Genomic DNA, 24,036 nt, shown 5'->3' with positions numbered 1-24,036 from the left:
CGTGGAACCGGGAAACGGAGCTTTCTTAACGACTCCTTGACGCCGCCCGCCTGGAAGCCCTCTTGACCCGCCGCTATTCAGCGATACTATGTACTGGTAGTCATCATCACTAAGTAGCAGGAGGGGAGGTCCCATGGGCAAGCAAATGACCGAGATGCTCAAGGGGACGCTGGAGGGCATAGTCCTGGCGATCCTCGCGGGCCATCCGGCCTACGGCTACGAGATCACGGCCAGGCTGCGCGACCAGGGCTTTACCGACATCGCCGAGGGCACCATCTACGCCCTGCTGGTCAGGATCGAGCAGCGCGGCCTCGTCGACGTCGAAAAGGTCCCGTCAGAGAAGGGGCCGCCGCGCAAGGTCTACTCGCTGAACGCACAGGGCAGCGGATACCTCGAAGAGTTCTGGAAGTCGTGGAGCTTCCTGGCCGAACGCATCGAACACCTCCACACCGGGCACCCGCAGGAACAAGGAGAGAAGTAACCATGGCCGCAAAATGGATCGAAGCAATCACCGGCTCACTCGAGCAGAAGAAGCAGTTCAAGCAGTACAAGGCCCGGGTCGAGGCGCTCCCCGAGCCGCACCGCACCGCCGCCAAAGCCTTCGAGCGGTACTTCATGTACTACGGCGGAGTGACCGACGGCGACACCATGGTCCGGATGTTCGGCGACTTTGCGGACCTGTGGGAACGCGCCGCCGTCGACGGGACCCCGGTGGCCGACATCGTGGGCGAGGACCCGGTGGAGTTCGCCGAGACGTTCACCCAGGCCTACGGCGGCACGCGCTGGATCGACAAGGAACGCGCCCGCCTCACAAAAGCCATCGACGCCGCCACCGGCCGCACCGCAAAGGAGACGGAGCATGGCCATTGACCAGGCCCTGGAACCCGCCATCCGGGTGCAGGGCATTGAGAAGTCGTTCAAGGACTTGCATGTGCTGCGGGGCGTCGACTTCGAGGTGAAGGCGGGCAGCATCTTCGCCCTGCTCGGCTCGAACGGCGCGGGCAAAACCACCCTGGTGCGGATCCTGTCCACGTTGCTGAAAGCGGACTCTGGCACCGCCACCGTCAACGGCTTCGATGTTGCCGAAAGGCCCGACGACGTCCGCGAGTCGATCAGCCTGACCGGCCAGTTCGCCGCTGTGGACGAGGTGCTCACCGGCCGGGAAAACCTCATCCTGATCGCCCGGCTCCGCCACCTAAAAAACCCGGCAGCGATCGCCGACGACCTCCTCTCCCGCTTCTCCCTCACCGAGGCAGGGAACCGCAAGGCCGCCACCTACTCCGGCGGTATGCGGCGCCGGCTGGACATCGCGATGAGCCTGATCGGCAACCCGCCGGTCATCTTCCTCGACGAACCCACCACCGGCCTCGACCCCCAGGCGCGCCTCGAGGTATGGCAGACGGTGAAGCAACTCGCGAGCCGCGGCACCACGGCGCTGCTCACCACCCAGTACCTCGACGAGGCCGAGCAGCTGGCCGACCGGATCGCGATCCTGCACGAGGGCACCATCATCCAGAACGGTACCCTCGCCGAACTCAAGCGGCTGCTCCCGCCCGCCAAGGTGGAGTACGTGGAGAAGCAGCCCTCCCTCGAGGACGTCTTCCTGGCCCTCACCGTCCCTGCAGGAAAGGAACTCCGATGACCGTGCACGCCCTCGGCGACACCCGGGTCCTCACCAGCCGCTCCCTGCGCCACATCCTGCGCAGCCCGGACACCATCATTACGACGGCGGTCACCCCCATCGCGCTGATGCTGCTGTTCGTTTACGTGTTCGGCGGGGCCATCAACACCGGATCTAACCAGTCCTACGTCAACTACATGCTTCCCGGCATCCTGCTCATCACCATCGCGTCCGGCGTCGCCTACACCGCCTACCGCCTGTTCCTGGACCTGCAGGGCGGCATCTTCGAACGCTTCCAGTCGATGCCGATTGCGAGGTCCAGCGTGCTCTGGGCGCATGTGCTCACGTCCCTGGCGGCGAATGTGGTGTCAGTGGCGGTGGTCATCGGTGTCGCCCTGCTGATGGGGTTCCGCACCGGCGCATCCCCGGCCGCCTGGCTCGGCGTGGCCGGCCTCCTGGTCCTGTTCATCCTGGCACTGACCTGGATCGCGGTGATCGCGGGGCTTTCCGCGAAGAGCGTCGACGGCGCCAGCGCCTTCAGCTATCCGCTCATCTTCCTGCCGTTCATCAGCTCCGCGTTTGTGCCCACCGGCTCGATGCCCGGTCCGGTGGCCTGGTTCGCCGAGAACCAGCCCGTCACGTCCATCGTGAACACCATCCGGGCCCTGTTTGCCCAGGAACCCGTGGGCAGCGACATCTGGATCACCCTGGCCTGGCTCGCGGGAATCCTCCTCATCGCCTACGCCTTCGCGACTTCCATCTACCGCCGCAAGATCAGCTAGGGCGTCATCCGGTATCCGAGGCCGTGAACGGTTTCCAGCCAGCGGGGTGTCCGCGAGCTATCCCCAAGCCGTTTGCGGAGGTTGCTCAGGTGCACCTCCACCGCACGCAGTTCCCGGAGGCTGACGGACGAGCCGGTGTTGTAGGGCTCGTTGCGCAGCCACCGGACAAGGTCAGCCTTGGTTTGGATGGTCCGGCCGTTCTTCAGAAGGCACAGGAGAACGTCGAACTGGGTCTGTGTGAGTTCCACCGGCGAGCCGTCAACCGCAACACGGCGCAGGCCCTCGTGGAGCGTCAGCCCGTTGTGGGCGAAGTCGGGTTGGGGAAAGGGTTGCGCGGCTTCTTCCTCGGGAACCTCCCCCGCGGGCTGCAGCGTCAGGGGCCGGCGGAGCAGGGCGGCGATCCGGGCCCGCAATTCCCCGGGCCGGAAGGGCTTGGGGACGTAATCGTCAGCGCCGGCCGTCAAACCCATCACGGCGTCGGCCTCGTCAGCCCCGGCGGCCAGGATGATGAGGTAGGCGTCGCTGAAGAGGCGGATCCGGCGGGAGGCTTCAACGCCGTCGAAATCAGCGAGCGCGAGGTCCACGATGACAAGGCGCGGCTGGTGCTTCCGGACCGCCTCGACGCCGTCCAGGCCTGAGGACCTGGCGTGCACGGCGAAGCCGGATGTTTGCAGCAGTGCGGTCAGGCTGGTCCTGGTATCGTCGTCGTCCTCGATTACTACGGCAACACCGCGCTCCCCCATCTGGTACTAATCCCTCTCGCGCACTCTTCGGCCCGCCGGATTGGCAGGCACAACCAGATGGCATTCGGAGGAGCGGAGCAGTTGGATGGGTTCAATCAGAGATGATGGTTCCTAATCGTCCAGAACAGAGCACCGATTTCCGCAGAAAGAGCCACGATGAATACTGACCAGGGCGCCCATGGGCAGCTAAGCAGGCGGCTCAAGCGGGTGGTCCTGATCGTGGCAGGCCTCAACCTGGCCTATTTCTTTGTCGAGTTCACGGTGGCCTTGGCCATTGGATCGGTATCCCTGTTTGCCGACAGCGTGGACTTCCTCGAAGACACAGCGATCAACCTGTTGATCTTCCTGGCGCTGGGCTGGTCGCTGCACCGCCAGGCGCTTGCCGGGAAGGCCATGGCCGTCTTCATCCTGGTCCCAGCGTTGGCGGCGGCGTGGCAGGCCATCAGCAAATTCAGCAATCCGGAGCCGCCGGATCCCCTGTCGCTGGTAGTAACAGCCGGCGGTGCAGTGGCGGTGAACCTGGCTTGTTCGCTCGTCTTGGCCAGGTTCCGCCAGCACGGCAGCTCGATGGCCAGGGCGGCATTCCTCTCGGCCCGGAACGACGTGCTGATCAATCTCGCCATCATTGCCATGGGTGTCCTGACGCTCTGGACGGCCTCCGGGTGGCCCGATCTGGTGCTTGGCACGATTATCGTTGTCCTCAATCTCCGCGCGGCGAAAGAGGTCTGGGAGGTCGCTGAGGAAGAACGTCTGGCCGCCAAGGCGTTGGCTGGGGAAGAAATCGACTAAAAGGTGCCCGCGCAGGACTTTTTCAGAAGGATGCGACAAGCCGGGCCAGCGGCGGGGGCGCCTGTCCAGGCGGCAAGGCCTCGACGAGCAGCCGGGCGTAGCGGATCTTGTTGCCGCTGCGCCCCGCCAAGAACCGGCGCAGCTGTGCTGAAACGGGCTGCTCCCGCTGGGACGGCTGCTGTTGAAGGACCCGGAACGACGCGAGCTCGCCTTGAGCTGCGATGACCTTGAGGACCGCATCAATCCCCAGGCAGCTGATGAGTTCGTCCTCCAGGTCGGCCTCGCACACATGGAACCCCAGCTCGTCCAACGGACCGGATCCGATGCCTGACTTCGCGAGCGCACGGGCAATACCCGGCGACTCCCCCACATCACACAGGCCGAGCAGCCGGTGGCCTGCGCCGTAAGGGCCGTAGCGGTTGAGGAAGTGGACGATGCTGGTTGCGCCGCCCATCGGCACCACGGTCACCAGCTTGGACGCCAGGTCATGGCCAGCGCGGTGGGCCAGCGTCTCGACAGCAATCCTGTCGCTCTCGCCCTCGACCAGCACCGTCGTCGCCTGCATAGGACCAGTATGCCGAACGCGGACGACGCCGGCACTGGGCCGGGCGCCCGGCTGCCCCTTCAGAGGAGCCGGGCCTGCCTCCACAAGGTGAGTGCCGCCGTCGTACTTCCCTGCTTTTCCACATATGCAGGGAATTAGCAGCCCACGCACAGGTTCTGCAGGTATTCTCAGCACCATCAGGGCGGGCGGCTGAGGCCGGGCGCCCGTACGGGGTGGCAGGCGAAGGAGTCGGTTTGCGTCAGAGAATCTTCCCGCTGGCGGGGGTGCTGGCCTTGATTCTGGCGGCTGGCGCTTGTTCAGCCCCGCCCCCGCCGCCACCGCCGTCAGAGACGGAAACTGTCAGCGGACCTGGTACAAAGGTGTACCTGACGGCCTACACCTGGTTCGATAACACCCCTGCCGGCTCGCCTGTCATCAGCAACCCCGTGGTCCACCAGAGGGCCGGCGGAAGGGGAACCTACGACGATCCGGTGACCATCGCTGTGGGGCACTCGCTGGCCACCGGCAAGGACATCCTGGACTACGAACCGGGCACGCGCATCTACGTGCCGGACCTGCGCCGGTACTTCATTGTGGAGGACACGTGCGGGGACGGCCCCACGCCCGAGGACGGTCCGTGCCACTCCGGTGCCGAAGAATTCGGGGACGCCTCCATCTGGCTGGACATGTGGATTGGCGGCGAGGAGCAAAGTTCGGAGTTTGCCCGCCGCTGTACCAGGAAAGTCACAGGCGTGCGGACGGTGGTGTTCGATCCCGCCGACAACTACGTGGTGGCCGAGGGCAGCGGCGTGATCCACGACGGCAAATGCGATTCGGGATACGGAGACGAACTGGTTACCAAGTGACTTGCCGGGGAAGGCCGAAAGGTCCTGCTATCGGGCTTCCGGGACGACGAGGACGGGCCGCTGTTGTTGTCGGGCCAGTGCTGCAAGTACCGAGCCTTCGAGGGTTCTGTCCAGCCAAGCCAAGGTTCCCGTCCGGCCTGCGCCAACGACGAGTAAAGCTGCGTGGGTGCTTTCGGCCAAGCGGTTGAGGGCCTTGGGGACATCGCCATTGAGGACGCGGAAGGACCACGAGTCCCCCGGTTTTCCAAGAATGGCTTCAAGCCTTGCTTGCAGCTGCCCTGAAGGGAATTCGGCTTCTTCGTTGATGCTTGGGTCCAGGGATAGAGCCGCGCGTTGGTTCACGGGTTCCCATTCGATGAGGTAGCTCGCAGGGTCGACGAACGCGCAGACGAGATGCACTTTCAGGGCGGCCGCCAATGCTTCGGCAGTCCTGACCAGGTGCTCCGGGAAGTCCCATTCGACGCCGAGAATGATGGGACCCTCGGGCCATTCCTCAAGGGGCATTGGAACCCTCAGCATGGACGCTGCGGCGCGGGGGCGGACATGATCAGTTCCCGGCGAGCTCCGTGTAGAGCGCCTGGACCCGGGCCTTGATGTCGTCCCGGACCAGGCGCATCCGCTCCATGCCTTCGATGCCGCGCTCCGACGGTTCGTCCGTCTCCCAGATTTCGAACCGCTTGCCCTCGACCGGTTCAAGCTTGGCCTCGGTGCCCAGGACGATGACGGCGTCCACGCTATCCAGGACCTCGCCGGTGACGGGTTTTGGGTATTCGCCGGCGACGTCGATGCCCAGTTCAGTCAGCGATCCCACCGCCTGCGGGTTCAGGTCCTTGGCCGGTTTGGTGCCGGCCGAATAGACAGCAATTTTGTCTCCGCCGAGGTCACGCATCAGGCCGGCGGCGAGTTGGGACTTGCCGCCGTTCTTGCTGCAAACGAACAGCACGGACGGAGTCTTTTCCTGGGTCATGAGTACTTTGTTTCCTTTGTACGTGGGAAGGGGGGGTTAGTTGTTGGCGCCGGAGCGGCCGTGGGCAAGGCCCGTCGGGAAGCCCAGCAGCACAGGTTCCGGTGCGGCGCAGCATCCGGACTCCGTATCCGCGGCGTCCGCCGCAGTAGCGGGGACGTCGCAGCTGGTGCCGGCGTCGGTGGAGCAGACGCCGGTTTCGGGGAGTTCGAGGTGGACGGTGTCCGCTGATTCCTGGTCCCCGGCGAGGGCTGCGGCGACGGAGCGGACCTGTTCGTAGCCGGTGGCGAGCAGGAAGGTGGGAGCGCGGCCGTAGGACTTCATCCCCACGATGTAGAAGTCCTTGTCCGGGTGGGCCAGCAGCTTGGCGCCGTGCGGCGGGACAGTGCCGCAGGAGTGGAATTCGGGGTCGATCAGCGGGCCCAGTTCCATCGGCGCCTCGACGGCGGGATCCAGGTTCAGGCGGAGCTCGCGCAGGATGTCCAGGTCCGGACGGAAACCGGTGCAGGGAACCACGACGTCGGCCTCTATGGTGCGGCCGTCCGCCGCGCCGACGCTGACGGAGGAGTCCAGCGATTTGATCGAGCTGATGCCGAAGCCGGTGTGGAGTTCGATCTTCCCGGCCTCCACGAGCCGGCGGACCCGGCCGCCGAGCTGGCCGCGGGCAGGCAGCCCGTCGAGGTCGCCTCCGCCGTAGACCTTGTCTGCAGAGGCACCCCGGATGGCCCACAGGATCCGGGTGCCCGGCTCTTCCTTGGCCAGGTCAGCGAGGTTGATCAGGGTGTTGGCCGCAGAGTGGCCGGCACCGACCACCAGGACGCGGCGGCCGGCAAAGGCGGCGCGGTCGCGGCCGGTCACATCGGGCAGCGGCGCGGAGATCCGGTCCTGCGCTGCTTCTTCGCCGATGGCGGGCAGGCCCGAGGTGCCCAGCGGGTTGCGGGTGGACCAGGTGCCGGAGGCGTCGATGACTGCCGCCACGGTGTGGTCCCGGGTTTCGCCGTCGGCGTGCTCCACCCGCACCACGAAGGGGGTGCTGTCGCGGCCCTTGATGTGGGTCTTGTCCATGCCCTGCCGTGTGACGGCGGTGACCCGGGCACCGGTCTGCAGGCGGGACGAAATCTGCGGAAGCGCGGCCAGGGGCGCCAGATAGTTGTCGATCAGCTCCCCGCCGTAGGGCAGGGCCGTGGGCCGGGGCGCTTCCCAGCCGGCGGCTTCGAGGAGGCGGACGGCCGCGGCGTCCGTGTTGAACCGCCACGGTGAGAACAGACGGATGTGGCGCCAGTGCTCGATGGCCGCGCCCGCCGTCGTGCGTGCTTCAAAGATCAGCGGCTCCAGGCCCCGCTCGAGCAGGTGGGCCGCGGCGGCCAGGCCCACAGGGCCGGCGCCGATCACGGCGACCGGGAGGTTCTTCGCTGAATCCATCGTGTCCTCTTTCATCCGTAGTGGTGGTTTGGTGGTGCGGTTAATCCGACCCCCGTGCTATCTGGCGGCGGGGATCAGGGAGTCGATAAGGCCCTCGATGCGGGTTTTGATCTCGTCGCGGATGGGGCGGACGGACTCGACGCCCTTGCCGGCCGGATCCTCCAGCACCCAGTCCTCGTAGCGCTTGCCCGGGAAGTAGGGGCACTCGTCGCCGCAGCCCATGGTGATCACCACGTCGGACTCCTTCACGGCCTCGGTGGTGAGGACCTTCGGAACCTCCGCAGACATGTCGATGCCCACCTCGGCCATGGCTTCCACGGCGGCGGGGTTGATCTTCTCGGCGGGCTGCGACCCGGCGGAGCGGACCTCGATCTGGCCCTTGCCCAGCGTGGTGAGGAACGCGGCAGCCATCTGGGAGCGGCCGGCGTTGTGGACGCAGACGAACAGGACGGAGGGCTTCTTGGCGGTTTCGGTGCTCACGGGTTTCTCCTGGATCAGTTGGTGGATCGGTCTGGTTGAAGTCGTCCCACACATCCGAAGCAATATTGATGTTGATCGATGTATGGAGTATCGGACTATTCATTGATGGTTGTCAATATATGGCGCTGATCCTTCCCGCCACTGCTTGGCACCGCGGACGGGAGCGGCGTCTCAGGCCGCGTGCAGCCGGGGCGCGAGGTCGCCGATACGGCGGGAAATGTCGCTGAAGGCGTTCTCGAAGGCCTCCTCCGTGTTGATCCGCAGGGGATCCGGCACCGACCAGTGGGTGGCCCGGAGGCCGGGGAGTTCCTCGTGCGCGTTGTCGCAGACGGTGACCACAAAATCACCGTCGACAACAGGGCCCAGCCTCCGCGGCGGAACCTCCGGCAGGTCCACGCCATGGCGCCGGGCGACGTCGATGGCTCCTTGGGCGATGCGCTCCGCCGGGTGCGTCCCGGCTGAGCTGGAAGGAATGTCGCTGACCTGCCCCCAGAGGGCGGCAGCCAGCTGGGAACGGGCACTGTTATGCGTGCAGACAAACAGGATGCGGCTGGCCCCCTGCTCGACGCCGGGAGCGAGTCCGTCCAGGGCGCCGGCGGCGAGCCGGATGTAGCTGCGGCGCTTATCGGCTTCAGAGCGGTGCCTGATGGCCAGGCCCGCGCCCTCGAGGGCGCGCAGGTGGTGGGACAGCAGGTTGGAGGGCATACCCAGTTCGGCCTGGAGCTCGGTGGGCGAGAAGTCCCCGAGGGTCAGCAGGTCCACGATGCGCAGCCGCGCCGGATCGGCGAGGGCGGCGTGCTTGGCCACCCGCGTCCGGAACACCTCTGCTGGGTCAGTTTTCATTGCCTCAACTTTGACTGAGGTAATTCCTTGCGTCAAGCTTGGTGGCATGCCTACAAACCAGCCGCCGCTCTGGCGCCGTGCCGTCGCCGAACTTCTGGGCACCAGCCTGCTGGTGATGATCGTCGTCGGGTCCGGGATCATGGCCCAGCAGCTCTCGCCCAACGACGTCGGCCTGCAGCTGCTGCAGAACAGTACGGCCACCGTGTTGGGCCTGACCGTCCTGATCCTCGTTTTCGGACCCGTCAGCGGGGCGCACTTCAACCCCGTGGTGTCGCTGGCGGACTGGATCCTGGGCCGGCGCAGCGGCACCGGCCTGGCCCTGCCCGAGCTGGGAGCCTACGTGGCTGCCCAAATCCTCGGCGCCGTCGGCGGCAGCGTAGTGGCGAACGCGATGTTTGAGGTGGGGACGTCCATCTCCGGCAAGGACCGCGCCACGGGTGGACACTTGCTCGGGGAAGTGGTGGCCACCGCGGGCCTGATCCTGCTGATCTTCGCCCTTGCCGCCACCAAGCGGGGCGTGCTGGCAGCGCCAGCCGTCGGCGCCTACATCGGGGCCGCCTACTGGTTCACGTCCTCCACGTCGTTTGCGAACCCGGCGGTGACCGTGGGCCGGATCTTCAGTGACACCTTCGCCGGCATTGCACCAGGCTCGGTCCCCGCCTTCATCCTCGCCCAGCTGGCGGGAACTGCAGCAGGCCTGGGCCTCCTGCTCCTCCTCTTTCCCGCCGCAGGCCGGGCCGCGGACGACCTCGTTCTCCCGCACGCTGCGGGCAATGCCGGTTCCTAGCCCGCTTCCCCCGACCCGTCGATGCATTGATGATGATCGATATTGGCGCATAATAGGTAGATGACTTTGCCCGTTCTGGATCAGGCCACGGACACCTCCTGCTGCCCGCCTGCAGGAGAGCCTGCCCTGGGTGCGAAGGAAGCGAAACAGCAGGCGCTGGTCTTCAAGGCCCTGGCCGACCCCAACCGGCTCCGGCTGCTTTCCATCATCAAGGCTTCCCCTTCCGGATCCACCTGCGTGTGCGACCTTACCGACCCGCTGGACCTTAGCCAGCCCACGGTGTCCCACCACCTGAAGGTCCTGGTAGAAGCAGGGCTGCTGCTGCGCGAAAAGCGCGGAACCTGGGCCTATTTCTCGGTTGCTCCCGGCGCCTTGGACCGCACCGCCAACCTCCTGGCAAACCTGTGACTTCTACCCTGACCGTCCGGGCGATGGAACCGGGCGATTGGCCGCGGGTGCGGAGTATCTATCAGGAGGGCATCGATACCGGGTTTGCCACGTTCGAGTCCTCCGCTCCGGACTGGGAGTACTTCCACCAGTCCAGGCTTCCCAAGCACCGACTCATCGCCGCTTCTGCCGACGGCGGCGTTCTGGGCTGGGCGGCCGTCTCGCCCGTCTCCGCCCGGGCAGTTTATGCGGGCGTGGTGGAGCACTCGGTGTACGTTGCCGCGGATGCACGCGGCCTGGGTGCCGGCAAAGCCCTGCTCCAGGCGCTCATTAGCTCCACCGAAAGCGATGGCATCTGGACCATCCAGGCCAGCGTCTTCCCCGAGAATGAAGCCAGCCTCAAACTGCACCTGGCCAACGGCTTCTCAATTGTGGGCCGGCGCCAGCGCATCGCCCGGATGACCCACGGGCCGCTCAACGGCCAGTGGCGTGACACCCTCCTCATCGAACGCCGCTCCCCCGTCGTCTGAACAGCAGCCGGCACCGCGGAACCGACAAAGGAAGAAATCCGGGCGGACTACAGCCGGGTACGGACCGAACTGGACCAGTGGCTGGCGGGCGCCACCGCCGTCGGCCTTCGCTCCAGGAGCAACGGCACCATGTGGACTGCCATGATGGGACCCGTGACTATCGCCAAAACCATCCTGCTCTTCATAATTGCCGCCGCCGCTGAGATCGGCGGGGCATGGCTGGTGTGGCAGTCCGTCAGGGAAGGCAAAGACTGGTGGTGGGCCGGCCTGGGCGTCATTGCCCTGGGCATCTACTAATTCGCCGCCACCCTTCAGCCCGATGCGCACTTCGGCCGGATCCTCGCCGCCTACGGCGGGGTGTTCGTTGCCGGGTCACTGCTGTGGGGCATCGCCTTTGACGGCTTCCGGCCCGACAGGTGGGACATTGTGGGCTCGGCGATCTGCCTGCTGGGCGTCGCCGTCATCATGTTCGCGCCGCGCAACGCAGGTTGAACGTCTTTGCCTTTAGACCCATCCATCGTGAGTGCTGCTTCGAACCAGCCATAACGCCACGCATTGGGTGATTGACGACGGCGGCGCCTAGGTGAATTCAGCAGGCTCTACTCCGAGGACCAAGACTATGACCGTCCCCAGCTACCGCCGTTTCCTGGCAGAGTGCATCATCCATGATCCCTCCCAACAGCCCGGACTTCGTGAAGACGAGATGTACGGGGTGTACCTGAGCTGGTGCTTCCTGAACCAGGAGCAGCCGGCCCCTGACGCCGCTTTCTGGGCCGCCATGAGCGACTCCGGATACAAGAAGTCCAATACTGCCGGCCGGAAGGTGTGCCCCGGACTGGGCATGAAGGGCCCGGCGGCCGTGGACTACATCCTGTCCAGCCAGCCGAGTCTTATCTGAGCCGGAACGTCCCGGGCTTGGCGCGGACCGCCGTCGGGCGTTCCTGCCTACATGCGGCGGTTACGCGGCGGGCGGGCCTGGCCGGCGCGCATCTGCTTGGCTTTCCGGGCCTGCAGGATCCGGCTGATGATGGTGGGAAGCAGGGCAAAGAGCAGTTTCTTCATGGAATTCGTCCTTTGGTTGATCGTCTGTTGTCGGTTTTCAGCTGTAGCCGCTTACGGCTGGCGCTCCGCTGCCCGGACTTCGCTGAACGGGTCGTCCGGATCCTTCAGCGGCACACCGCCCGTTTCCGTGCCTGAGTAGGACGGACGGGCAGGTTCCCCGTAGATGGTTTCGCCGTAGGTGGGGGCTGCAGGGGTTTGGTCCCGGTAGACCGGCTCCGCACCCCACGGCGGAGCCTTTGTTCCGGCAGTTGGCGCCTGCTCGGGCATTGGCGGGACTGTGCGCTGCGCCTGCGGGGCCCCGGCCTGCAGTCCTCTGGCCACCCGGCCGGCAAGGATCCCCGCGCCGGCGGCAAGGAGCAGGAACGTGCCCGGATTGCGGCGGGCGAAGGACTGCACGTCAGCCAGCAGCGCAGACGGTTCCTTGCCCTCCACCCAGGACGCAACGGAAGACGCCCGGCCTGCGACCTCCCGGACCAGGTCACTGGCCACTCCCTGTTGCTCCGGGGAATCAGCCATGGCGTGCAGCTGGCTGGAGAGGGTCCGGATCCCGTCGGCGGCTTTCCGCTGCTGTTCGCCGGCCTGGCTGCTCACGCCCCGCTTCGCCTGCTGCAGCAGATCCTGCGCACTGGACTTGGCTTCGGAGGCGACGTTTCCGGCCTCAAGCTTGGCAGTCTGGGCCACATTGCGGGCCGCACCGGCCGCCTCCCCGGCGATCTTGGACGTCTCCTCCTTCGCTGCATCCTTCTTGGTGACGTAGGTGCCCGGCTCCGACGAAGCATCGGCCGGGGTGTGTCCGTACTGGTCGAGAGGGCTTCCGGCAGAAGCCTCAGGCCACTGGTTTTCCGTCATCGTCGCTCGTTTCCACTGACTGGCGGCCGGATCGTGGAAACCCGGCCGGGTCAATTAGTAAGTAGGGTTACTAATTGAATGGTACTCACACTTGATGCCTGTCGCGCAAGACGCCGGGCCGGGAAGGCGTGGTCACCCTGGCGTCCGAACCCTGCGCGAGATGCCACTTCACGGCTGTATTGGGACCTGGGACTGCCGTCAAATGCCCTCTCGCTGTGACAGCTATGTCAGAATATGCGTATGAATGCAGATAACAGTGCTTGCTCGCTGAGCGCCGACAGCCAATATGTGGAGCTGGCCGTCGAGGTCTTCGCGATGCTTGCCGACGCCACCCGCGTGCGGATCATCCTGGCCCTGCGCGACGGCGAGATGGCAGTGGGTGCGCTGGCCGACGTCGTGGGTAAATCACCGGCCGCCGTCTCCCAGCATCTGGCCAAAATGCGCCTGGCCCGCATGGTTTCCACCCGGCAGGACGGCACCCGAGTGCTGTACCGGCTGGAAAACGAGCACGCGCGGCAACTTGTGGCGGACGCGATCTTCCAGGCCGAGCACGCCCTCGGCGGCGAGCCGGCACACCACCGCCGCGAGCGGAAGGCGGCGTCATGAGCCAGCAGGATCACGTTCACGAGCATGCGGGCGCGGACGCCGGGCATGATCATGAGCATTCGCACGAGCACGATCACGGGCCTTCCCATGACCAGGAGCATGACCACGCCCATCACCACCACGGCGGCTTCAAGGGCTGGCTCTTCGAGCTGTTCGTCCCCCACACGCACGACGCCGCCGACTCCATCGATGACGCCATGGAAGCCAGCGTCGAAGGCATCCGCGCCCTGAAGATCAGCCTTCTCCTGCTTCTGGCTACCACCATCCTGCAGTTCCTGGTGGTGCTGGTCAGCGGTTCCGTGGCACTGTTGGCGGACACCATCCACAACTTCTCGGACGCCCTCACCGCCGTGCCGCTGTGGGTGGCTTTCATTCTGGGCCGCCGCGCCGCCACCCGCCGGTACACCTACGGCTTCGGCCGGGCGGAGGACCTCGCGGGCTTGTTCATCGTCGGCGTCGTGGCCCTGTCCGCCGTCGTCGCAGCCTGGCAGTCCGTGGACCGCCTCCTGAACCCCCAGCCGCTGACCAACCTGTGGTGGGTGTTCGCCGCCGGCCTGATCGGGTTTGCCGGCAACGAGGCAGTGGCCATCTACCGCATCAGGGTGGGCCGCCGCATCGGCTCTGCCGCCCTTGTGGCCGACGGCGTGCACGCCCGCACCGACGGCTTCACCTCCCTGGCCGTGGTGCTGGGCGCCGTCGGGGTGATGCTGGGCTTCCCCCTGGCCGACCCCATCGTGGGCATACTGATCTCCGCAGCCATCCTCGTGCTCCTGTGGGGGACGGTCCGCAGCATCGGGCGCCGCCTTATGGACGGCATCGAACCCGATCTGGTCGATGCGGCACGGAAGGCGCTCGAGGGTACGCCCGGCGTCCTGGCCGTGCCGCGGCTGCAGCTGCGCTGGTCAGGTCACCGGCTGCAGGGCGCGGCAACGTTGGTAATGGACGACGGCGTCACGCTGGCTGATGCTGACCAAGTCACCCGGGAGGCCGCGCACCGCCTCAAGCATGCGCTGCCCAAGGCGGACGACATGATCCTTACTCCCCTGCGTGCGATGGGCAGCAGAGCCTAGTCAGAAGTATTTGTGACTGTCGTGCTCGGGCGGACGGTCCTTTGGCCCAAGGTGTCCGGACCACGTATCGGCGCGGCGATCTGGTTTGCCGCATCGCGTACAGTGCCGGCGAAAAGTTCCTTTCGGATCCTCCACGGTCAACCAGTGGTGCCCCAGGTTCAGCTTACAAAGCAGCGTCTGCAACATGATGAAATCCATTCAAGGGTGCCCGGCTTCAAACTGATTCGGCCGGGTGTTCCAATTGTCCGCCCCTGTAGAGTGGCGCACCAGCACAACGCATTCTCTTCGGACTAGTCCACCTCCGGCTTACTGGTTCACACTGAGCTGTTGCCGGCGGACACGCCAACCGCGAAGCCCCATGAGGAGGCTCCCGCTTTCGGACATTTGCCGCGCCGTGAAGCATGCGGCTGCGGCATCAGTAGGCTTGGCTGATGGCCCTCCTCGCTGCCCTGGCACCTACCTTCGCAGCTGTGGCCATCCTCATGCTGCTCACTATGGCCGTGCTCCGGGGCGCGCGGACTTCGCAGTACTTTGCACCGGCCCTGGCCATCCTCCGCGGGGCCGCCCAGCTCGCCCTCATCAGCCTGATGCTCGGCGGCATCATCACCGATCCGCTGTGGGTGGCAGTTGCGCTCGCGGTGATGTTCACGGTCGCTGCCGTCACCGCAACGCGCAGGCTGACGTGGTCCTGGCCGCGGTTCCTGGTGGTGGCAGCGACCATGGCCGCGGGCATCACGGTGACTCTCGCCGTCGTCTTCGGCACGGGGGCCATCGACTTCGCGCCACGGTACGTCCTCGCCGTCGGGGGCATCGTGATCGGCAACTGCATGACCATCGCCGTCCTTGCCGGGCACCGGTTCTTCGAGGCCGTCCGTGAGCAGTGGGACCAGGTGGAAGGCTGGCTGGCACTGGGCGCCACGGCCCGGCGCGCCACACTGACACAGGCGCGCTACTCGGTCCATGCGGCCCTGATTCCCTCCACCGACCAGACCAAAACCACCGGCCTCATAACCCTGCCCGGCGCGTTTGTGGGCGCGATCTTCGGCGGCGCGTCCCCGCTGGAGGCCGGCCGGTTCCAGGTGGTGGTCCTGGCCTCGATCATGGCGGCAGGTGCCATTACCGCCGTCGCGCTGATCCGTTCCCTCGGCGCGGTGCGGGAACGCCCGGAACCTCTCTAAGCCCGCTCACTTCGGAAGCAGTTGATGCAGCTCTGCCGTTATCGCGTTGACCAACTCCGGCCGGCCATGGAACTGGGCGGGCGTGTTTTGGAAGAGTTCGATGCCCCAGACGCCGCCCTCGCGTACGGCCACCGTTGTTTGATGCGCGTTGGTTGCCGGCGAAATGTCCACCCGGCCCGGGGGCACAAGTCCGCTGATAGCGATCAGCAGTGCGGCATCTGGACCGAGCCGGCGTACTTCACGCACCTTGGTGACGTACGTGGCGGTGGCGTGATCCTTGAAGATGGGATCCAGGTGCCGGAAGATCTCCTCCGGTCCGGTGGCGGTGCTGCCGTCGAACCCGATCTGGAGGCCGCCTTTCCTGAAACACTCCGCCATTGCCCGGGCGTCCCGACGGTTCCAGGCACCAATCAGCGCCTCGTACAGGCTGCGGACTTCATTGAGTTCCGACTCACCCATCGCCGCCCCCTAGAAAAGTCCGGATAGTCTCTGCCATTTTCGGTGACTGCGTCCAGTGCAGGTAGTGGTTGCCTTCCAGCTTGACGATCTCGTGGCGTTTGACGTTACTCAGCAGGTTCTCGGCCGCGGCTGTTTTTTCCGCCGTGTGCTCGGTCTTTTCGTCGGCGATGAAAGCCAGCACGGGCAGATCATCCGGATACCTCACTCCCCGCAGGGCAACCGAGTTGTTCCCGATCCGGGCCGTTTCATCCACCACGGCCGGGTTGCCGAAGTTCCAATTCATCATCATCCGCATGCGCCGCAGCTCGTCGTCCGTGTAGGCCCTGCTGTCCGGGTCGATGAGGCCGGGCGCCACCGCAGTCACCGCGCGGACCACCCCGGTAACGGCCAGGGCCCGCTGCCAGTTGAACTCCGGCTGCGGGTCCGGCACCGGCCCATTCCCGGGCTTCGGAATGGTGGCATCGATGCCCACCACCGCAGCCACTTCCGAACGGTACCGGTTGGCGTAGTCGAGCATGTAGAAACCGGCGATCGAGTGCCCCGCCAGCACGTACGGCTGCTTCACCTGCAGCTTGGCCAGCGCGTCGTGCAGCTCATTGCTGATGTTCTCGTTGGTCCGCGGGCCGGCTTCCGGGTCGCTGTAGCCGTATCCGAAGCCCTCCACCACGATCGCGTCAAAGCCGTTGAGCTCACGGATCAGCGGCTGGAAATCGAGGGCAGGAGCCGGCGTTCCCAACCCGCTCAGGAGCACGATCGGCTGGCCCGCCTGGCCGTTCCGGTACACGTTCAGAAAACCGCTTCCGACGGCGACGCGCTCACCGTACACAGGCGTGTTCGCCTTTTCCGTCTGCTCCAGGATCAGGTTAACCGCGGTGGAGAGAAGGATCAGCCCCAGGATGATGAGGGCCGCGATGCCGGCGCGCCGCAGCCCGCGCCGCGGCTTTTTGGGGGCACCGGCGCCGGTTGGGACCGGCTGATTGGAGGTCATCCGCGGAGATGGCCGCATGCTAGGCCTGCTCTTCACTTCCTCCCGACTTATTGGTTGCGCCCGGTTGGTTGCGCCTAGGCAGGCTTTGCGAAAACGGCTGCGCTCATGATTTCGTACGCCACGAACGGCTGGTCGCCTTCGACCCACGCGTCATGGCCTGCGGGGATGGTGTAGGCGTGCCCGGCGCTGACCGTGGTCCGGGTGCCGTCATCCATTTGTACTGTCAGCGTTCCGGCCGCGCAGATCCCCACATGGTTGACCTGGCAGCTGTCCGTGTGCACCACGGTCTTGATGGTCTCGGACCACCGCCAGCCCGGCTCGAAAGTGAACCTGCCCAGGGTGGTGTCTCCGACGTTCACCACGTCCACGGCGGTCTTGGGCGGGCGGCGCCGTTCATCGGGTTCGTCGAATGACTTGGCTTCAAGGGCTCTGACTGTTTCTCCGGCCATTTCCTTCTCCTGAGGGGAGTTATTGGAACTATTCATCCGGAGCGCCCAGACCGCTCCCGGGCTTCGTTGGCCGGCCTAGGCGAGGCCTAATGCCGTGCCAACACTGGCACCCAGCGGTATCAGAGTGCGCCCAGGAGTGGATCGTGTCAATAGATCCGCCGCCGCGCCAGAACGGAATTAGGTCAAACAATTGGGTCTTTTTGATCCGCTCCATCGGGCCTACCGTAGGGAAACACAGGACGGCCAACCCGGGCTGCCGAAGTACGGAGGGTCTTCAAGATGACAACGCACGTCGCAGACTGCAGCGTAACCAACTGTTCCTTCAATGACCACACCAACTGCAACGCCGCCGCCATTACGGTCAGCGGCGCCGAAAGCCACGCCCATTGCGCAACCTTCATTGACACCGGCATGCACGGCGGCCTCCCCAAGGTGCTGGCCGACGTCGGAGCCTGCCAGCGCAGCGAATGCGTCCACAACGACCACCTGATGTGCCAGGCCCGGGAAATCCATGTCGGTCCCGGCGCGGATAATGCCGACTGCCTTACGTACGCCCACCAATAACCGTCAGAAGCCCTGGTGGTTGAGCCCGTCGACATTGTTTCGACCGGCTCAACCACCGGGGCTTTCCGCTGCCCGGCCTAATCCGCCGGCACCCAGACTGTGCAGTTGGCGGCGTCCGCCACCACGGCCTCAAGCTCCCCGGCGCGGTGCAGCACTTCCAGCTGCCGTGAAGCCCCGGTGCCCTCGTAGAGCAGGTTGTCGATCAGTTCCTCCACGCGGCCCACGTCCCCGGTGTCCTCCAAGGCCTCACGGATGTGGTCCAGCAGCACATTCACCACGGTGATGGCGGGCGCGGGTTGTAAGGTCAGCGGATCCAGCAGTTCCCCGCGCAGCCCCCAGCGGCTCGCTTTCCAGCCGGCCAGCCGCACCAGTTCCGTGGGGACCGCCACCGGCGGGACGCCGTCCCGCCACTCCCGGGCCGCCGTCTCCACCAGCCCGCGCACAATCCCTGCCAGCAGCACGGCGTTCTGCGGCCGGAGGCACACGTCTGCGATCCGGATCTCGACGGTGGGATAGTGCCGGGACAGCCGCGCGTCGAAATACACCATCCCTTCATCCAGCAGGACGCCGGTGCTCACCATGTCATGCACCAGCTGGTGGTACGCCTCCGGCGAGCCGAGGATATCCAGCGGCCCGGCGGACGGCCACCGGCTCCACACCTGCGCCCGGTAACTGGCGTATCCACTGTCCTGCCCATGCCAGAACGGCGAATTCGCACTGAGCGCCGACAGCACGGGAAGCCATGTGCGGATGCGGTCCAGCACCGCCACGCCCTCTTCGTCCGACTCCACTGAAACGTGGATGTGGCAGCCGCACGTGAGCTGCTCCCTGGCCGTCAGCCCGTACTCCTCCGTCATGGCGATAAACCGGCGAAGCTGCACCGGATGGGGATCGGTGGGCAGGGGCGACGTTCCCAGCGCAGCAGCCCGCACCCCGACCCTGCGCGCTTCGGCGTCCGCCATGGCCCGCCCCAGGATGATGTCTGCCTCCAGCGATGCCATGGTGGAATGCGGAGGAGTGACCACCTCAATCATTTCCTGCTGGAATTCGGCGGTGAGGACGGGCCCGCCGCCGGGGCCGGCCGGGCGTTTGTACCCCTCCAGCAGCCCTGCGGCCAACGGAACGGGCTCCCCCGTTTCGGGGCTCACCAGCAGCAGCTCCTCCTCCATACCAAACGTACGACGGCGGCGCTCGCCTCCGCTCCTGCCTTCAGTTGCCGCAGGGGTGCTTTCCGCTCCAGAGCCGCCCATCGCCGTCGTCCTTCTGTCATTCCATCCGGGCCAGTTCGTCCCAGAAACATGCAAGCGTCACCGCGCCGTTCACCAGGACCGCAAGGTTGGCACTCTCGTCGCTGTCGTGCCAGTGGTCCTCCCCCAGGCCGGTGCCGAAGAACAGGACAGGGGCGTCGAGTGCCCGGGCGAGCAACTCGGCCGGTCCGCCGCCGGCATTGCCCATCCTGCCCACGTTGGTGGACTGGAAGCCGGTGGCCATGGCCCGTTCCGGCGCGGAAACCGACGGATACTCCGGGGTCGGGTGCGGTTCCTGCGCCGTCTCCAGGTCCACGCTGAGGGTGTGCGAAAAATTGTCCCCCACAGTAGCTTCCACCCACTGCCGCAGCTGCTCCGCCACCTTTTCCATCCGCTGGCCCGGTTTGGACCGGATGTGGCTCATGCTGTTCTCCTGTCCCCTGGTCGCCGAGCCGCCACGCTGGCTTCGGACTTCAGGTGCGGCACGTGAGGCGAGGCCGTTTGAGGACGACTTTCCACGGACGGCGGTTTTGCGCTCTTATTTACGGAGCGGTATATGGACCTATTCCGGCACGCCATCCAGGGCGTGCCCGCCCAGCGCGCTTGAGGGAATCCGCAGGGCACCGCCATCGCTGCCGCCATCCACATGGCTGTACACCAGGTTCAACAGCTCCGCAGCCTTAAGGTTCAGCCGGCGCGATTCCTCCAGGTTCCGATCCAGCCGGGCAACCTCGGCCCGCAGCTCTGCGATATCGGTAGCGGCTATGGCCAGGCGCAGATTGATCTCTTCCAGAGGATCATTCAGAGGCTCGTGGTCGTGAATGGCCTCAATCAGGGGGTCATGCATGGCATGGCCTCACTTTCAATGGACTGGCAGCCATGCCCGTCTGGTTTCCCAAGCGGGAACTGGCGCGGTGGGCCATAAGGCCGCGGTCGCCGTCGGACTTAACGGCATCCCGCCCCGCAACGCTGCGGGCGCCGGCACCCCATAAGGCACTGGACTGCAAATGGTCGGGCACGGAAAGCATTCAGACTGCAGCAGGGCACAAGGAGCTTCCCTCCGGAGGGAGCCCATGAACAATGGGCGCCCGACGGGCTCTGCTTGCCGCCGAATGAAGAACATCATAAGCATGCTTATAAATCTTGGGAAGACTTGCTTTTGTTGCTGCCCGTTTATGACCATGCGCTGCTGGCCGGTGAACCGGCGGAAGTCCGTTTCAGCGGTCCCGGCGCTTCCGGGCACACCCCCGCATCCATGTACGTACCCGCACGCCGCGAGTAAATTCGGAGGTGGGACGTGGCTTGTTCCCGTCCCTCCGCAGCCCTCCTGCATAGCTGCGGGAGGGCTGCTGGAGCAGGCCGGTGGCACATGATGCAGAACCGGAGAGAGCGTGAAATGCCGTCCTCCCACTGCCAGCAGTTCCTTGATGAAGCCACCACTCCCGATCTGTCCGCGGACCACCCGCTGGGCCCCGATTGCCTCTGCGGCCTGTACGTCAGCTGGGCCTCGCTGCACGGTTTCCGGCCGAAACCGGACCAGGCCTTCCGCGCCGGCATGCTCCGGTGCGGCGTGGATCCACCTGCCAGCTGCACATGACAGGCCCGGCGGCCGCCGACTACATCCTCTACAGTTACCCCCGCCGTAGCCTGACGGCAGGTCCCCCGGCCGGAAGGGGGCAGCCATGGGATTCGATGTGCACGAACTGGAGGAACGCAGCCAGCTGAACCGCACGCTCCCTGCCGCTGACATCACCGTTTCGGAGCTCTGGTTGCGGTACTTCAGCATGAGCGGCATGGCCGCCGAGTATGAGGTCCAGGCCTACCTGGAGGGACTGATCTCCCTGCCGGCCCTCCAGCGCGACCTGCTGGCCATGGCCGCCGACGAACTGAACAGCGAGTCCCCGGGAACCCTGGGTCCGCCGGCCTGAGCCCGGGTGTTGCCGGCTACTCCGGCGCTGCTTGAAAACCCTTCCCCTGCGGCTCCTTTCCGCGCTACTGTGGGCACAACAACCCACTGGCCATGTGCCATGGGTTATTGGGCTCATGCAGTTGGGCCTCTGGAGCATCTCCGGAGGAGAACCGCGCGGTGAGCACCCCTAGACGAAACACTCCCGGTTGGCGGCGCTGGGCTGCCCTGTCCGTTGTCCCGGTCCTGATGGCGCTGACCTCGTGCTCGGCCGAAGTCCAGCGCGGGTGGCTTCCCGGTGAAAGGGACACTACCGATCACACTCCCCTGGTCACGGACCTGTGGGTGAACTCGTGGATCGCCGCCCTGATTATCGGCGTCATCACCTGGGCCCTCATCCTCTGGTGCGTCATCGCCTACCGCCGCAGGAAAAACACGGAGGGCTTCCCGCGGCAGATGAGCTACAACCTCCCGCTGGAAGTCTTCTACCTCTCCGTTCCGCTCATGATCATCATGGTCCTGTTCGTCTTTACCGACCGGGACCAGCGGGCCATGGACGACCGTTTCGAGGACCCGGACGTGGTGATCGACGTCCGGGGCAAACAGTGGGCGTGGGACTTCAACTACGTCAAGGAAGATGTCCACGAAGACCCGGGTGTACAGGCCCACCTCGATGGCAACTGGGGCACGCCGGACCGGCTTCCCACCCTCTACCTGCCGGTCAACAAAAAGGTTGAACTGCAGCTGAACTCCCGCGATGTCCAGCATTCGTTCTGGGTGGTGGAGTTCATGCAGAAACGGGACTTGTATCCCGGCGAGAACCAGTACAACAGGTACATCGACATCGTTCCCACCCGCACCGGTGAGTACACCGGCAAATGCGCCGAACTCTGCGGTGAATACCACTCCGAGATGCTCTTCAAGGTCCGGGTAGTCAGCGAGCAGGAATACAACAACCGCATTTCCGAATTGCGGGCAAAAGGCAATACCGGAATCCGGGGCGACGAATACGACCGTAATCCCGAACGGCCGGCCCTGGAGCAGGCACAGCAAAGGACGGAACCCTAAATGACCACCACCGGGCAGAACCTGGGCGCAACGTCGGCCACCGCCGCACCGGCGGCGGTCAAACGGCCCAAAGGCAGCATTGTTGTCAGCTGGATCACCTCCACCGACCACAAAACCATCGGGTTCATGTACCTGATCGCATCTTTTGTGTTCTTCTGCCTGGCCGGCGTGATGGCGCTGCTCATCCGGGCGGAGCTCTTCGAACCCGGCATGCAGATTCTGCAGACCAAGGAGCAGTACAACCAGCTCTTCACCATGCACGGCACCGCCATGCTGCTGATGTTCGCCACCCCGCTTTTCGCCGGCTTCGCAAACGTGATCATGCCGCTCCAGATCGGCGCACCCGACGTCGCGTTCCCCCGGCTGAACGCGCTCGCTTTCTGGTTCTTCCTCTTCGGCTCCATCATCGCAACCGCTGGCTTCATCACCCCGCAAGGTGCCGCTTCCTTCGGCTGGTTCGCCTACGCGCCGCTGTCCAACACCACTTTCACCCCCGGGGTGGGCGGGGACCTGTGGGTGTTCGGCCTGGCACTGTCCGGCTTCGGCACCATCCTGGGCGCGGTCAACTTCATCACCACCATCATCTGCATGCGCGCCCCGGGGCTCACCATGTGGCGGATGCCGATCTTTACCTGGAACACCCTGGTCACCGCCATCCTGGTGATCATGGCCTTCCCGCCTCTAGCTGCAGCCCTGTTCGCACTGGGTGCGGACAGGAAGTTCGGCGCCCACATCTATGACCCGGCCAATGGCGGGGCCATCCTCTGGCAGCACCTGTTCTGGTTCTTCGGCCACCCCGAGGTGTACATCATCGCGCTGCCGTTCTTCGGCATCGTCTCGGAGATCTTCCCGGTCTTCAGCCGCAAGCCGATCTTCGGCTACAAGGGCCTGGTCTACGCAACGATCGCCATCGCCGCGCTGTCCGTGACGGTGTGGGCGCACCACATGTACGTCACCGGCGCTGTGCTGCTGCCATTCTTTGCGTTTATGACCATGCTGATCGCGGTTCCCACCGGCGTGAAGTTCTTCAATTGGATCGGCACCTTGTGGGGCGGCTCGCTGACGTTCGAGACGCCCATGCTCTGGAGCCTGGGCTTCCTGATCACGTTCCTCTTCGGCGGGCTCACCGGCATCATCCTGGCTTCCCCGCCGCTGGATTTCCACGTCTCGGACACGTACTTCGTGGTGGCGCACTTCCACTACGTGGTGTTCGGCACGGTGGTGTTCGCGATGTTCGCGGGCTTCTACTTCTGGTGGCCCAAGTTCACCGGGACCATGCTGAATGAGCGCCTGGGCAAGATCCACTTCTGGATGCTGTTCCTCGGCTTCCACGGCACGTTCCTGATCCAGCACTGGCTCGGCGTGCTGGGCATGCCCCGCCGCTACGCGGACTACATGCCCGAGGACCAGTTCACCTTCATGAACCAGTTCTCCACCATCAGTTCCTACCTGCTGGGGGCGTCCCTGATTCCGTTCTTCTGGAACGTGTACATCACCTGGCGCAGGGGCAGGAAGGTCACGGTGGACGATCCCTGGGGCTTCGGCGCCTCACTCGAATGGGCCACGTCCTGCCCGCCGCCGCGGCACAACTTCACGTCGCTGCCCCGGATCCGCTCCGAGCGCCCCGCCCTCGACCTACACCACCCCGAGCTGAGCGTGCGTGAGAACGCGGCCGCTGACAACCCGGCCGCCGACATCCTGGGCGCCGCGGACATCGGGGAGCGGAACGTCAGGGATCCGGACCCCAACACGTAACAGCCAACGAAGCCCCTGCCGGCCGGTCCCGCGACCAGCCGGCAGGGGCCGCGTCTGCCCGAAATATCCCAGGCGCT

At 65.5% G+C, this 24,036-nt stretch carries 32 protein-coding genes and 1 pseudogene; 19 read left to right on the top strand and 14 right to left on the bottom strand.

Annotation, left to right across the window (positions count from 1 at the left end; genetic code table 11):
* Positions 1-133 precede the first annotated feature (133 nt).
* Genes AC3A4Z_RS15475 through AC3A4Z_RS15460 form a run of 4 tightly spaced genes read left to right on the top strand, consistent with a single transcriptional unit; the run spans position 134 to position 2,403 of the window.
* Positions 134-481, top strand: a complete 348-nt coding sequence (locus tag AC3A4Z_RS15475) for a PadR family transcriptional regulator (protein WP_498712558.1) — start codon at positions 134-136, stop codon at positions 479-481.
* Between the two features lie 2 nt (positions 482-483).
* Entirely contained in the window at positions 484-870 is a 387-nt protein-coding gene (locus AC3A4Z_RS15470) for a DUF1048 domain-containing protein (protein WP_498712557.1), read from the top strand.
* On the top strand, positions 860-1,642 hold the full coding sequence (locus AC3A4Z_RS15465) for an ABC transporter ATP-binding protein (RefSeq protein ID WP_498712556.1): 783 nt from the start codon (positions 860-862) through the stop codon (positions 1,640-1,642). Before AC3A4Z_RS15470 ends, AC3A4Z_RS15465 begins: the two co-directional genes overlap by 11 nt.
* Positions 1,639-2,403: an ABC transporter permease gene (locus AC3A4Z_RS15460; protein ID WP_498712555.1), complete on the top strand. Its 765-nt coding sequence runs from the start codon at positions 1,639-1,641 to the stop codon at positions 2,401-2,403. Before AC3A4Z_RS15465 ends, AC3A4Z_RS15460 begins: the two co-directional genes overlap by 4 nt.
* On the opposite strand, the gene AC3A4Z_RS15455 is transcribed toward AC3A4Z_RS15460, so the two are convergent.
* Positions 2,400-3,146, bottom strand: coding sequence for a response regulator transcription factor (locus tag AC3A4Z_RS15455; RefSeq protein WP_498712554.1), 747 nt, complete (start codon positions 3,144-3,146; stop codon positions 2,400-2,402). The two genes, AC3A4Z_RS15460 and AC3A4Z_RS15455, sit on opposite strands and share 4 nt — an antisense overlap.
* 156 nt (positions 3,147-3,302) lie before the next feature.
* Between AC3A4Z_RS15455 and AC3A4Z_RS15450 the strand changes: the two genes are divergently transcribed.
* Entirely contained in the window at positions 3,303-3,935 is a 633-nt protein-coding gene (locus AC3A4Z_RS15450) for a cation efflux transmembrane domain-containing protein (RefSeq protein ID WP_498712553.1), read from the top strand.
* A gap of 22 nt (positions 3,936-3,957) precedes the next feature.
* Here the strand turns inward: AC3A4Z_RS15450 and AC3A4Z_RS15445 are convergent, their stop codons facing one another.
* Positions 3,958-4,500, bottom strand: coding sequence for a TOPRIM nucleotidyl transferase/hydrolase domain-containing protein (locus AC3A4Z_RS15445; RefSeq protein WP_498712552.1), 543 nt, complete (start codon positions 4,498-4,500; stop codon positions 3,958-3,960).
* Between the two features lie 233 nt (positions 4,501-4,733).
* On the opposite strand from AC3A4Z_RS15445, the gene AC3A4Z_RS15440 reads away from it, so the two are divergent.
* Positions 4,734-5,345: a hypothetical protein gene (locus tag AC3A4Z_RS15440; RefSeq protein ID WP_498712551.1), complete on the top strand. Its 612-nt coding sequence runs from the start codon at positions 4,734-4,736 to the stop codon at positions 5,343-5,345.
* A 27-nt stretch (positions 5,346-5,372) separates the two neighbouring features.
* Here AC3A4Z_RS15440 and AC3A4Z_RS15435 read toward each other — a convergent pair whose 3' ends face one another.
* The 5 genes from AC3A4Z_RS15435 to AC3A4Z_RS15415 form a co-directional block, all read right to left on the bottom strand.
* Positions 5,373-5,849 carry a universal stress protein gene (locus AC3A4Z_RS15435; RefSeq protein WP_498712550.1) on the bottom strand — a complete coding sequence of 159 codons (477 nt, stop codon included), beginning with the start codon at positions 5,847-5,849 and terminating at the stop codon, positions 5,373-5,375.
* Positions 5,850-5,892: 43 nt separating this feature from the next.
* Entirely contained in the window at positions 5,893-6,312 is a 420-nt protein-coding gene (locus tag AC3A4Z_RS15430; protein WP_498712549.1) for an arsenate-mycothiol transferase ArsC, read from the bottom strand.
* A gap of 36 nt (positions 6,313-6,348) precedes the next feature.
* Positions 6,349-7,731, bottom strand: coding sequence for an NAD(P)-binding domain-containing protein (locus AC3A4Z_RS15425; RefSeq protein WP_498712548.1), 1,383 nt, complete (start codon positions 7,729-7,731; stop codon positions 6,349-6,351).
* Positions 7,732-7,788: 57 nt separating this feature from the next.
* The gene (locus tag AC3A4Z_RS15420; protein ID WP_498712547.1) at positions 7,789-8,211 is read right to left on the bottom strand and encodes an arsenate reductase ArsC; all 423 of its coding nucleotides are present in this window, start codon (positions 8,209-8,211) and stop codon (positions 7,789-7,791) included.
* Positions 8,212-8,382: 171 nt separating this feature from the next.
* Complete coding sequence (locus AC3A4Z_RS15415; RefSeq protein ID WP_498712546.1) at positions 8,383-9,054, bottom strand: arsenate reductase/protein-tyrosine-phosphatase family protein; 672 nt, start codon at positions 9,052-9,054, stop codon at positions 8,383-8,385.
* Positions 9,055-9,100: 46 nt separating this feature from the next.
* Here AC3A4Z_RS15415 and AC3A4Z_RS15410 point away from each other — a divergent pair, with 46 nt between their 5' ends.
* From AC3A4Z_RS15410 to AC3A4Z_RS15390, 5 genes and pseudogenes are all read left to right on the top strand, one after another.
* Positions 9,101-9,841: an aquaporin gene (locus AC3A4Z_RS15410; protein WP_498712545.1), complete on the top strand. Its 741-nt coding sequence runs from the start codon at positions 9,101-9,103 to the stop codon at positions 9,839-9,841.
* 60 nt (positions 9,842-9,901) lie between these two features.
* Positions 9,902-10,249, top strand: a complete 348-nt coding sequence (locus tag AC3A4Z_RS15405) for an ArsR/SmtB family transcription factor (RefSeq protein WP_498712544.1) — start codon at positions 9,902-9,904, stop codon at positions 10,247-10,249.
* Positions 10,250-10,272: 23 nt separating this feature from the next.
* Positions 10,273-10,758 carry a GNAT family N-acetyltransferase gene (locus AC3A4Z_RS15400; RefSeq protein ID WP_498712601.1) on the top strand — a complete coding sequence of 162 codons (486 nt, stop codon included), beginning with the start codon at positions 10,273-10,275 and terminating at the stop codon, positions 10,756-10,758.
* Positions 10,759-10,899: 141 nt separating this feature from the next.
* Positions 10,900-11,250, top strand: a pseudogene (locus tag AC3A4Z_RS15395) (YnfA family protein).
* A 127-nt stretch (positions 11,251-11,377) separates the two neighbouring features.
* Positions 11,378-11,656 (top strand): hypothetical protein, encoded by a 279-nt coding sequence (locus AC3A4Z_RS15390; RefSeq protein ID WP_498712543.1) that lies wholly within the window; start codon positions 11,378-11,380, stop codon positions 11,654-11,656.
* Between the two features lie 215 nt (positions 11,657-11,871).
* Here the strand turns inward: AC3A4Z_RS15390 and AC3A4Z_RS15385 are convergent, their stop codons facing one another.
* Complete coding sequence (locus AC3A4Z_RS15385) at positions 11,872-12,669, bottom strand: hypothetical protein (RefSeq protein ID WP_498712542.1); 798 nt, start codon at positions 12,667-12,669, stop codon at positions 11,872-11,874.
* A gap of 240 nt (positions 12,670-12,909) precedes the next feature.
* Between AC3A4Z_RS15385 and AC3A4Z_RS15380 the strand changes: the two genes are divergently transcribed.
* The 3 genes from AC3A4Z_RS15380 (at position 12,910) to AC3A4Z_RS15370 (ending at position 15,523) form a co-directional block, all read left to right on the top strand.
* On the top strand, positions 12,910-13,275 hold the full coding sequence (locus AC3A4Z_RS15380; protein WP_493970865.1) for a metalloregulator ArsR/SmtB family transcription factor: 366 nt from the start codon (positions 12,910-12,912) through the stop codon (positions 13,273-13,275).
* Entirely contained in the window at positions 13,272-14,345 is a 1,074-nt protein-coding gene (locus AC3A4Z_RS15375) for a cation diffusion facilitator family transporter (protein WP_498712541.1), read from the top strand. Before AC3A4Z_RS15380 ends, AC3A4Z_RS15375 begins: the two co-directional genes overlap by 4 nt.
* Before the next feature lie 431 nt (positions 14,346-14,776).
* A complete protein-coding gene (locus AC3A4Z_RS15370; protein ID WP_498712540.1) occupies positions 14,777-15,523 on the top strand; it encodes an ABC transporter permease in 747 nt (248 codons plus the stop codon).
* A gap of 6 nt (positions 15,524-15,529) precedes the next feature.
* On the opposite strand, the gene AC3A4Z_RS15365 is transcribed toward AC3A4Z_RS15370, so the two are convergent.
* From AC3A4Z_RS15365 to AC3A4Z_RS15355, 3 genes are all read right to left on the bottom strand, one after another.
* Complete coding sequence (locus AC3A4Z_RS15365; protein ID WP_498712539.1) at positions 15,530-15,982, bottom strand: SgcJ/EcaC family oxidoreductase; 453 nt, start codon at positions 15,980-15,982, stop codon at positions 15,530-15,532.
* On the bottom strand, positions 15,975-16,970 hold the full coding sequence (locus AC3A4Z_RS15360; protein ID WP_498712538.1) for an alpha/beta fold hydrolase: 996 nt from the start codon (positions 16,968-16,970) through the stop codon (positions 15,975-15,977). Before AC3A4Z_RS15360 ends, AC3A4Z_RS15365 begins: the two co-directional genes overlap by 8 nt.
* A 74-nt stretch (positions 16,971-17,044) precedes the next feature.
* On the bottom strand, positions 17,045-17,419 hold the full coding sequence (locus AC3A4Z_RS15355) for a cupin domain-containing protein (RefSeq protein ID WP_498712537.1): 375 nt from the start codon (positions 17,417-17,419) through the stop codon (positions 17,045-17,047).
* 279 nt (positions 17,420-17,698) lie between these two features.
* Here AC3A4Z_RS15355 and AC3A4Z_RS15350 point away from each other — a divergent pair, with 279 nt between their 5' ends.
* Complete coding sequence (locus tag AC3A4Z_RS15350; protein WP_493970881.1) at positions 17,699-17,983, top strand: DUF1540 domain-containing protein; 285 nt, start codon at positions 17,699-17,701, stop codon at positions 17,981-17,983.
* 77 nt (positions 17,984-18,060) lie between these two features.
* Here the strand turns inward: AC3A4Z_RS15350 and AC3A4Z_RS15345 are convergent, their stop codons facing one another.
* The 3 genes from AC3A4Z_RS15345 to AC3A4Z_RS15335 form a co-directional block, all read right to left on the bottom strand.
* Positions 18,061-19,233: a carboxylate-amine ligase gene (locus tag AC3A4Z_RS15345; RefSeq protein WP_498712536.1), complete on the bottom strand. Its 1,173-nt coding sequence runs from the start codon at positions 19,231-19,233 to the stop codon at positions 18,061-18,063.
* A gap of 16 nt (positions 19,234-19,249) precedes the next feature.
* Positions 19,250-19,654: a hypothetical protein gene (locus tag AC3A4Z_RS15340; protein WP_498712535.1), complete on the bottom strand. Its 405-nt coding sequence runs from the start codon at positions 19,652-19,654 to the stop codon at positions 19,250-19,252.
* A gap of 138 nt (positions 19,655-19,792) precedes the next feature.
* Complete coding sequence (locus AC3A4Z_RS15335) at positions 19,793-20,077, bottom strand: hypothetical protein (protein ID WP_498712534.1); 285 nt, start codon at positions 20,075-20,077, stop codon at positions 19,793-19,795.
* A gap of 522 nt (positions 20,078-20,599) precedes the next feature.
* Here AC3A4Z_RS15335 and AC3A4Z_RS15330 point away from each other — a divergent pair.
* From AC3A4Z_RS15330 to ctaD, 4 genes are all read left to right on the top strand, one after another.
* Positions 20,600-20,827, top strand: coding sequence for a hypothetical protein (locus AC3A4Z_RS15330; RefSeq protein ID WP_498712533.1), 228 nt, complete (start codon positions 20,600-20,602; stop codon positions 20,825-20,827).
* 85 nt (positions 20,828-20,912) lie between these two features.
* Entirely contained in the window at positions 20,913-21,158 is a 246-nt protein-coding gene (locus AC3A4Z_RS15325; RefSeq protein WP_498712532.1) for a hypothetical protein, read from the top strand.
* 206 nt (positions 21,159-21,364) lie between these two features.
* Complete coding sequence (gene ctaC, locus AC3A4Z_RS15320; RefSeq protein ID WP_498712600.1) at positions 21,365-22,204, top strand: aa3-type cytochrome oxidase subunit II; 840 nt, start codon at positions 21,365-21,367, stop codon at positions 22,202-22,204.
* On the top strand, positions 22,205-23,959 hold the full coding sequence (gene ctaD, locus AC3A4Z_RS15315) for an aa3-type cytochrome oxidase subunit I (protein ID WP_498712531.1): 1,755 nt from the start codon (positions 22,205-22,207) through the stop codon (positions 23,957-23,959).
* Positions 23,960-24,036 lie beyond the last annotated feature (77 nt).

The sequence above is a fragment of the Arthrobacter sp. Soil_C_49 genome (genome assembly GCF_057656635.1).
The sequence above is the reverse complement of the archived record's forward strand: the minus strand, read 5'-3'. Positions and strand labels throughout refer to the sequence as shown.